The sequence below is a fragment of the uncultured Dysosmobacter sp. genome, from assembly GCF_947631165.1.
Lineage (GTDB): Bacteria > Bacillota > Clostridia > Oscillospirales > Oscillospiraceae > Oscillibacter.
On sequence record NZ_CANRKH010000073.1, the window covers coordinates 1 to 7,452 of the forward strand.

At 50.2% G+C, this 7,452-nt stretch carries 11 protein-coding genes and 2 pseudogenes; 9 read left to right on the forward strand and 4 right to left on the reverse strand.

The annotated features are described in order from the left end of the window. Positions 1-25: 25 nt before the first annotated feature. The 4 genes from Q0Z69_RS16170 to Q0Z69_RS16185 form a co-directional block, all read right to left on the reverse strand. Positions 26-211 carry a cysteine-rich KTR domain-containing protein gene (locus Q0Z69_RS16170; RefSeq protein WP_298035436.1) on the reverse strand — a complete coding sequence of 62 codons (186 nt, stop codon included), beginning with the start codon at positions 209-211 and terminating at the stop codon, positions 26-28. Between the two features lie 5 nt (positions 212-216). Beyond that, positions 217-645: a hypothetical protein gene (locus Q0Z69_RS16175; RefSeq protein ID WP_298035437.1), complete on the reverse strand. Its 429-nt coding sequence runs from the start codon at positions 643-645 to the stop codon at positions 217-219. Between the two features lie 252 nt (positions 646-897). Beyond that, positions 898-1,032, reverse strand: a complete 135-nt coding sequence (locus Q0Z69_RS16180) for a hypothetical protein (RefSeq protein ID WP_298035438.1) — start codon at positions 1,030-1,032, stop codon at positions 898-900. A 10-nt stretch (positions 1,033-1,042) separates the two neighbouring features. Continuing rightward, on the reverse strand, positions 1,043-1,678 hold the full coding sequence (locus Q0Z69_RS16185) for a TetR/AcrR family transcriptional regulator (RefSeq protein WP_298035439.1): 636 nt from the start codon (positions 1,676-1,678) through the stop codon (positions 1,043-1,045). Positions 1,679-1,960: 282 nt separating this feature from the next. Between Q0Z69_RS16185 and Q0Z69_RS16190 the strand changes: the two genes are divergently transcribed. The 9 genes and pseudogenes from Q0Z69_RS16190 (at position 1,961) to Q0Z69_RS16220 (ending at position 7,333) form a co-directional block, all read left to right on the forward strand. Beyond that, a complete protein-coding gene (locus Q0Z69_RS16190; protein ID WP_298035440.1) occupies positions 1,961-2,125 on the forward strand; it encodes a hypothetical protein in 165 nt (54 codons plus the stop codon). A gap of 251 nt (positions 2,126-2,376) precedes the next feature. Continuing rightward, complete coding sequence (locus Q0Z69_RS16195; protein ID WP_298035441.1) at positions 2,377-3,984, forward strand: IS1182 family transposase; 1,608 nt, start codon at positions 2,377-2,379, stop codon at positions 3,982-3,984. After that, positions 3,932-4,117, forward strand: a pseudogene (rhuM, locus tag Q0Z69_RS16200) (RhuM family protein); the annotation flags it as partial. The gene Q0Z69_RS16195 and the pseudogene rhuM, both read left to right, overlap by 53 nt. A gap of 275 nt (positions 4,118-4,392) precedes the next feature. Then, positions 4,393-4,533: a hypothetical protein gene (locus Q0Z69_RS16205; RefSeq protein WP_298035442.1), complete on the forward strand. Its 141-nt coding sequence runs from the start codon at positions 4,393-4,395 to the stop codon at positions 4,531-4,533. Continuing rightward, entirely contained in the window at positions 4,523-4,867 is a 345-nt protein-coding gene (locus Q0Z69_RS16210) for a transposase (protein ID WP_298035443.1), read from the forward strand. The genes Q0Z69_RS16205 and Q0Z69_RS16210 overlap by 11 nt, the downstream gene beginning before the upstream one ends. 20 nt (positions 4,868-4,887) lie before the next feature. Further along, a pseudogene (locus Q0Z69_RS16965) lies at positions 4,888-5,127 on the forward strand (IS3 family transposase); the annotation flags it as partial. Between the two features lie 17 nt (positions 5,128-5,144). After that, entirely contained in the window at positions 5,145-5,783 is a 639-nt protein-coding gene (locus tag Q0Z69_RS16970; protein WP_367272343.1) for an IS3 family transposase, read from the forward strand. 159 nt (positions 5,784-5,942) lie between these two features. Next, positions 5,943-6,779, forward strand: coding sequence for a tyrosine-type recombinase/integrase (locus tag Q0Z69_RS16215; RefSeq protein ID WP_298035444.1), 837 nt, complete (start codon positions 5,943-5,945; stop codon positions 6,777-6,779). Between the two features lie 308 nt (positions 6,780-7,087). Continuing rightward, positions 7,088-7,333, forward strand: coding sequence for a hypothetical protein (locus Q0Z69_RS16220; protein ID WP_298035445.1), 246 nt, complete (start codon positions 7,088-7,090; stop codon positions 7,331-7,333). Positions 7,334-7,452: the final 119 nt, after the last annotated feature.

Genomic DNA, 7,452 nt, shown 5'->3' on the forward strand with positions numbered 1-7,452 from the left:
CGCAGAGCCATATCCCCTTCGGGGATCATCGGCTCTGCGTCTTAGCGTCTGGCTCTAATATTCTTGTTGTGATAAACCCGGTCACACTGACCAGCATCTCCTGCCTGCACTTGGGACAGAACAGCGGGAAGTTTTTCAACTCTGTGTCCTGCCGCAGTTTTAAGCGGGTCTTGCTCCCGCAGACGGGGCAGAGCAGCCATTTTTCGGCCATATTCTTCACATTCCTTTCTGGAGCCGCGCCAGACGGCGGTTGAGGTCCTCCGCCTCCATGCAGCCCCGCCCCCAGTCGGTCAGAGACGCACCCGCAAAGACCAGCAGCACAGATACCGCTACGGTGAAGGCACCACCGACGCTGTTGATCCCGTGGAATCCAAAGTGGATCATAGAGAGCACAATGGCCTCCACCATCAAAACTTGCAGGAGCTTTCTCAGCACGATCTGCTTAGTCGTCAGCTTTTCCGGCTGGATGGTGAGCAGGGTGGGGAGCGTGCAGAAGAACGCCATCAGGGTAGGCACAAACATATCCGAATACCCCAACTTGGTATCCGGCCCCAGTATCATGCCGCAGGCCCCAATTGCCACGGAGATCAGGAAATGGCAGGTCAAAAAGACCTCCGCCAGTTTTTTCATTGTCTCCTTCATCATCAACCCTCCATCGGTTTTTGACTCTCTCTATCTCTCGGCAGAGCTTTCAGCATATGGATCGTCCGATATATTTCACCGCAGCTTGGACATTTCCAGTCGCAATTGCTTTTCTTTGCTTTTTTATGAAGATGCTCCAGGACGCTTTTCCCGCATTTCGGACATACGACCTTTTCCTCGCACCAGAGCTTTTTCAAAAAAGCGACCGCAGTATCCCGATCTTCTGTAACCATATCGCAGTATCCTCGCTTTCGGCTAACAGAGCCGCTTCTTGAGTTCTTTTGCGTACATTCGGGACACCAGGATATCCTCTCCGCTTTTCATCCGGGCGAAGAACCGGGAGTCCAGGGCAGGGCGGAAGGACTGGATCTGCATGAAATGCAGCGCCATGTTATGCTTTTCAGTCTTCTGTATGTGCGGTCAATTCCCCATAGGAGCGGCCCATCAGGGCCTCCACTCGTTCCGATGATACACCCAACCCCTTGAGGAATACAAAGCCCGTCTCCCGCACCATCCGGTGGATGGTCTCCCTGTCGTCCCGGACGATCTTCGCGGCGATCATGGTGGCCACGCCCTGGGTATACAGGATCATGGTGGTCATAAACCGCTCCGCGTCCTGGGGCGTGATCTCAAGAAGCTGTGCCAGGCGGGAGCGAATTATCTCAGAGTCCTCTGATTTGGGCAGGGACAGGAAGCCGCCCTCTGCCTTGCGTCCGCTCTCGCCCATGTAGAGGAAGCGAAAGAGGTTTGGCTCGTTGATGGCCAGGTCGATGGCTCCCCAGCCGGACTTTTCAAAAGCCGCCAGAGCGCTACCGCCCACATCGTAATACTTCTCAAAGGCATAGCGCTCCGCCGCCCGGATCAGCTCCTGCCGCAGTCCGCCCATCCCGCCGAACTGCCGGGAAATGGGCTGGGTGGAGCAGCCCAGCCGGTCGGCCACCGTCTTGATGGTTACACCGGCGTTGCCCTTCTCGATGAGAAGCTCCAAGGCCGCCTGGACCATGCTCTCTTTCTTTATCTTCGGACTGCTTGGCACGTTTGGTCCCTCCTTTTACAATAAATGGATTTACAATAAATTCATTTACAGTATAGAGGAAATGCCTCACTCTGTCAAGAGAGGGATTGATATTTGTATCAAATACCGCCCTCGCTTATCCGTCATTCCTTTTGCTCTCTTTGTCAAGGCGTATCACGTCAGAAATAAAAGCGGTCAGGCTATCTTTGTTTATGCGGCGCAAATTCTGATCGGTTCGCCGAGGAAGATATTGCCGTCAATGCCGTCATCAAGGACGAGACCGTCTGGCTCACCCAGAAAGCTATGGCGGAACTGTTTGACTGCACACCTGACAACGTCTCTCTCCACCTGAAAAATATCTTTGCCGAGGGCGAGTTAAACAAGGAGGCAGTTACCGAGAAAATCTCGGCAACTCAGACTGTAGACAAAGCCTCCCTCTTTGAGGGAGGTGGCACGGCGAAGCCGTGACGGAGGGAGTTTTTCAGGCAAAAAGTTATGAAAATTGCCCGTTTTACTCCCTCAGTCACCGCCTACGGCGGCGACAGCTCCCTCCTAGAGGGAGCCTTGTGATCGCTATTTGAGTTTGTCGACACTCTCAAACGGCCTCCCGCTTGCGCGGGAGGCCGTTTCAGACTGTAGACAAAGTCCCCTCAAAGACAGGAAGGGCTGGCTTTGGGGGGATTTTTGTAGTAAAATAGGAGAGGAAGGCGGCGGTAAAGATGATGACGCGGGAAGCAATGAAAAGCCGGGAGCAAATGGAGATGTTTTGCCTGGACGATTTGGTCCCCAAGGATCATCTGGTGCGAAAAATAGAGGCCGCCATAGACTGGAGTTTCATCTATGAACTGGTGGAGCCGCTGTACTGCGAGGAGAATGGCCGCCCCAGCCTGGACCCAGTTACGCTGATCAAGCTGCCGGTGCTGCAATATATGTTTGGCATCCGAAGCATGCGGCGGACGGTACAGGAGGTAGAGACCAATGCAGCCTATCGCTGGTTTCTGGGGCAGGGATTACAGGATGCAGTGCCGCACTTCAGCACATTCAGCAAGAACTATACGAGGCGATTCAAGGATACGGACCTATTCGAGCAGATCTTCGAGAAGATACTGTCAGAGTGCTTCGCGGAGGGGATGGTAGACCCCAGCGTAGTGTTTGTGGACTCCACCCATGTAAAGGCGCGGGCCAACGGGAAGAAGTACAAGGATGAGGTGGCGGAGGAGCAGGCACTATGGTATGCGGAGGAACTGAAGGAGGAGATTCAAAAGGACCGGGAGGCCCATGGGAAGAAACCGCTGAAGGACACAGAGCCTCCGGACGATACAAGGGATGATGATAATAACAGTCCCCCGCCTCCGGCCAAGGGTTCTGGAAAGGGGACTCCAAACAAGAATACTTCCCGGAAGAAGCAGATCAGGCAGAAGAAAGAGAAGCACAGGAAAGTCAGCACAGTGGACCCGGAGAGCGGGTGGTTCCGCAAGGGGGAGCATAAGCAGGTATTCGCGTACAGCGTACAGACCGCCTGCGACAGGCATGGGATCATCCTCGGCAGCAGTGTCCACCCCGGCAACGAAAATGATGGCAGGACATTCAAGGGCCTGTATGATAAGATCCAGCATTATCCCATCCAAGTGATAGTAGGGGACACAGCATATAAAACGCCGGCGATTGCGCAGCTGCTGGCAAAAGAAAAAGTAGAACTGCTTAGTACGTACAGCAGGCCCAAAACGCAGAAGGGATATTTCCCCAAAAGTGCCTATGTATATGATGAGTACTATGACTGCTATCTGTGTCCGGCTGACGAGGTTCTGACCTACCGCACCACGAACCGGGAAGGATACAGGGAGTACAAGAGGGACCCGGCAAAATGTGCTCAGTGTCCGTATCTCTTTCAATGCACGGCCAGTAAAGATCATGTGAAACTGGTGACCCGGCATATATGGGCGGACGATCTGGAGCGTATGGAGGAAAACCGCCATACTTACGGGGTCCGGGAGTGGTATGGACTGAGGAAAGAGACAACGGAACGAGACTTTGCCCAGGCCAAAGAACTGCACAGCTTCCGGTATACACAGATGTATGGGAAGGCGCGGATGGAGATGAAAGCCGTGCTTACTTTCGCATGCATTAATTTGAGAAAACTAGCCAAAAGGCGGCGGAGAACCCGGTTGGATCGCATTATGATTGCTTTGTCCCCCCCTTTTTTTTCAATTTTTTTAAAACCCCGACTTGCACTGTTGCGCAAGCCGGGGTTTGTCTACAGTCTGAGTTACCGAGAAAATCTCGGCAACTGCCTCAGATGGAAAACACTATTTGACGCAGTTCTATAACCTGGACGCCATCATCTCGGTGGGCTACCGGGTCAACTCCCGCCGGGCCACCCACTTCCGCATCTGGGCCACCGGCGTACTGAAGGAATACATGACCAAGGGCTTTGCCATGGATGACGAGCGGCTGCTGGAGGGCGGCGAACAAACTCCCTGACTGGCAACCTTCTTGACCACATGGCCAGCCACAGATGGGCGTGGAGTACACGGAACTCCCGCTTTCAAAGAGTGTTGGAAAGCAAACAGAATGGAGCCAAAACAGCTATAAACAAGCAAAAAGAGTTAGAAAAAAGTCCCCCTAACTCTTTGGGAGCAAGATGCCGGGAGTTCGAGTCTCCCCACTCGGACCAAAAATCTGAAATTACCCCCATAAGTTGGACATTTATGTTACAATTTATGGGGGTAATTTTTATGCGTTTAACAAGAGAACAAAAACTTGAAATGGTGCTGAAGCATCTGAACGATGGCGTCAGCTTTACTCAGCTTGCACGGGAGTATCAGCTCAGCACGGATAAGGTGAAATATTTCGTCTCTCTATCGAATGCACGGTGAACAAATTTTTCTCAACCAGGAGGAACTTGCTGTTTATACGAGGGAAACGAAGCTGCGGGCCATCCACCGCTATTTGAACGGCAATGAAAGCTATCGTAAAATTGCACTGGAATTGGGGCTCACGGATGCGAACATCCTGAGAGATTGGGTATCCCTTTTCAAAGAAAAAGGCGAAGATGCGATTCAGGACTCTCACCGGCAGAAGAATTATATGCTCCCCGAGGATCGTATGAACCGAATCGCCGATGCCGAGATTGCCGACAGAATCAAGTATCTGGAAGCAGAAAATGACTACTTAAAAAAATTGTACTCCCTAATTCAAGCGAGAGGCTGAACATCAAAGAAAAAGCCAAAGTGATCTGCGAATTAAGGGAGAAACATTCTCTCGATCTGCTCCTGCAAATATCCGGCATACCAAGATCTACTTATTACTACTGGGTAAAGTATTTTGAGGACAATGCGAATAAGGATCACGAACTTTTGTCTTTCATTATCGAAATCTTTCAAAAAAATCACCGGAAGTATGGATATCCCCGGATCACACAGGAGCTTAAAAGCCGCGGCTATACCGTCAACAAAAAGCGTGTTGCCAGGCTTATGAAGGAAACAGCCTGTCGGCCTGCCCAAGAAAGCGAAAATATCATTCTTACAAGGGTATCGTTGGCAAGGCTGCGCCAAATCTTCTGCAGCAGGACTTTCAGACTGATGCCCCTTATAAAAAGCTGGGCACGGATGTGACGCAATTCATAACTCCTTACGGCAAGCTGTATCTGTCGCCGGTGATCGATTTTTACACCCGAGAGATCTTATCTTATGACATTTCAGAAAACGCGGATTATGCCCAGATACGACGTATACTCCAGTCGCTTGTCGCCAATTACGGGAGTCATTTGCGCGGGGCCATTTTGCATTCTGATCAGGGCTGGCAATACCAAATGCCCCGTTACCAGGCTTTCTTAAGAAACCACGGAATCCTTCAGAGTATGTCCAGAAAAGGAAACTGCCTGGACAATGCTCCCACAGAGAACTTCTTCGGACGATTAAAAACAGAGCTTTACTATGACAAGAAATTTTCCTATCACTCCCTTCAGCATCTGAATCTTGCAATTTCGCAGTACATCAAATACTATAACAACGAAAGAATTGTAAGTCGGCTACAGTGCAGCCCTGTTCAATACAAAAACAAGATGAACATCATCAAATATATAACTCCGCGAGTTCTCAACTCGTTGTTCATACTTATGGGGTAAGTGCACCCTCTTTCTAAATTGAAAATCTGTGCCAATAGGCGAAAGACGCCGGACTTTTATACGAATTGCTCCTTCCGATTCTGGAAGGACTTTATTTTTGGTTTTTTCTATACTGCTTGATTTTGGGTACAATATGTACAGAATCAAGGAGGGATGCTTATGATCTTAAATAAAGAACAAATCAAGGAATTCGGCAATTATCTCTGCTGGGAAGAAAAAAGTGCGGCTACACAAGAAAAATATCTGAGAGATGTGCAAGCTTTTCACGTGTATGCAAACGGCGCCGAGATCACCAAGGAACTGGTGGTTTCCTGGAAAAAGCATTTGGTGGAACAGGAATATGCTGTACGGTCCATCAATTCCATGCTGGCCAGCGTGAACAGCCTGCTGGGCTTTCTGGGACTGTCCGATTGCAAGGTGAAGAATATCCGCATGCAGCAGCAGACCTACTGTGCGGAGGATAAAGAGCTGACCAAGGCTGAGTATATGCGGCTGCTGGCGGCTTCAAAAAAGAATGAGCAATTGAATCTGGTGATCCAGACCATCTGCAGCACCGGGATCCGGGTGTCGGAGCTGCAATATTTTACCGTGGAAGCGGTAAAGCACGGGGAGGTAACGGTGGACTGCAAAAACAAGACCCGGACGATTTTCGTTCCGGGCAAGCTGAAAAATATTCTGCTGAATTATGCCGCGTCCCGGCGGATCTTATCCGGGACGATCTTTGTGACCCGCACGGGCAAGCCCCTGAACCGCAGCAACATTTGGTCAGCGATGAAAAAGCTATGCGCGGCAGCCGGCGTAAAGCCGTCCAAGGTGTTTCCCCACAACCTGCGCAAGTTGTTCGCCCGCACTTTCTACTGTATCGAAAAGGATATTGCCAAGCTGGCAGACATCCTGGGCCACAGCAGTATCAATACGACCCGCATTTATATCATGACCACAGGCACGGAGCACCGCCGCAAAATCGAACGCCTTGGACTTGTAGTTGAAAAATAAAAACTACCACATAATTTGCATTATGTGGTGTAGAAGATGGTAAGAAATTACATAGCATACAGAAATATACTAAATAATAAATTATTGAGTTAAAAAAGTCAAGTAGACCTCGGCACAAAAACGCGATTGTACACAGAAATTAGGAAAAATTGCAGCACAAATACACCTCCCAAACCTATATCTTCAAAAAGATGGAGTGGGGGTGTATCTCGTATGCCTGCAAAAGCGGCGTATCGGAAAGGTGTGTTTTTAGCAACTGGACAACTACTACATAATGCAAATTATGTTTTGCTGGGAACCGGGAGGCGATGATAAAAAGTTGTTTTTCTGGAAAAGGGCATAACCCATCTGTTTTTTGGCAAGCAAAACAACTGCAAATTCTTGTGCCTGCATCTGCTAAGAATGGTATTTCAGAGAGTAGTAGGAAAGGAAAGAGAAAAGACGATGAGAAATCTCAAAAGAAAGTGGCTATCATCCGCGCTGGCACTTCTGATGGCATTTTGCATGCTGGCCAGCAGCTTACCACTATCGGCCCATGCCCTACAGGTCGATGAGACCGAACAGGCGGCAGAACCGGCTGATACGGAGACTGACGAATCCGAACAGCCAGCGGACCAGTCCGGCACGGAGGCTGACGGATCCGAACAGCCAGCGGACCAGTCCGGCACGGAGG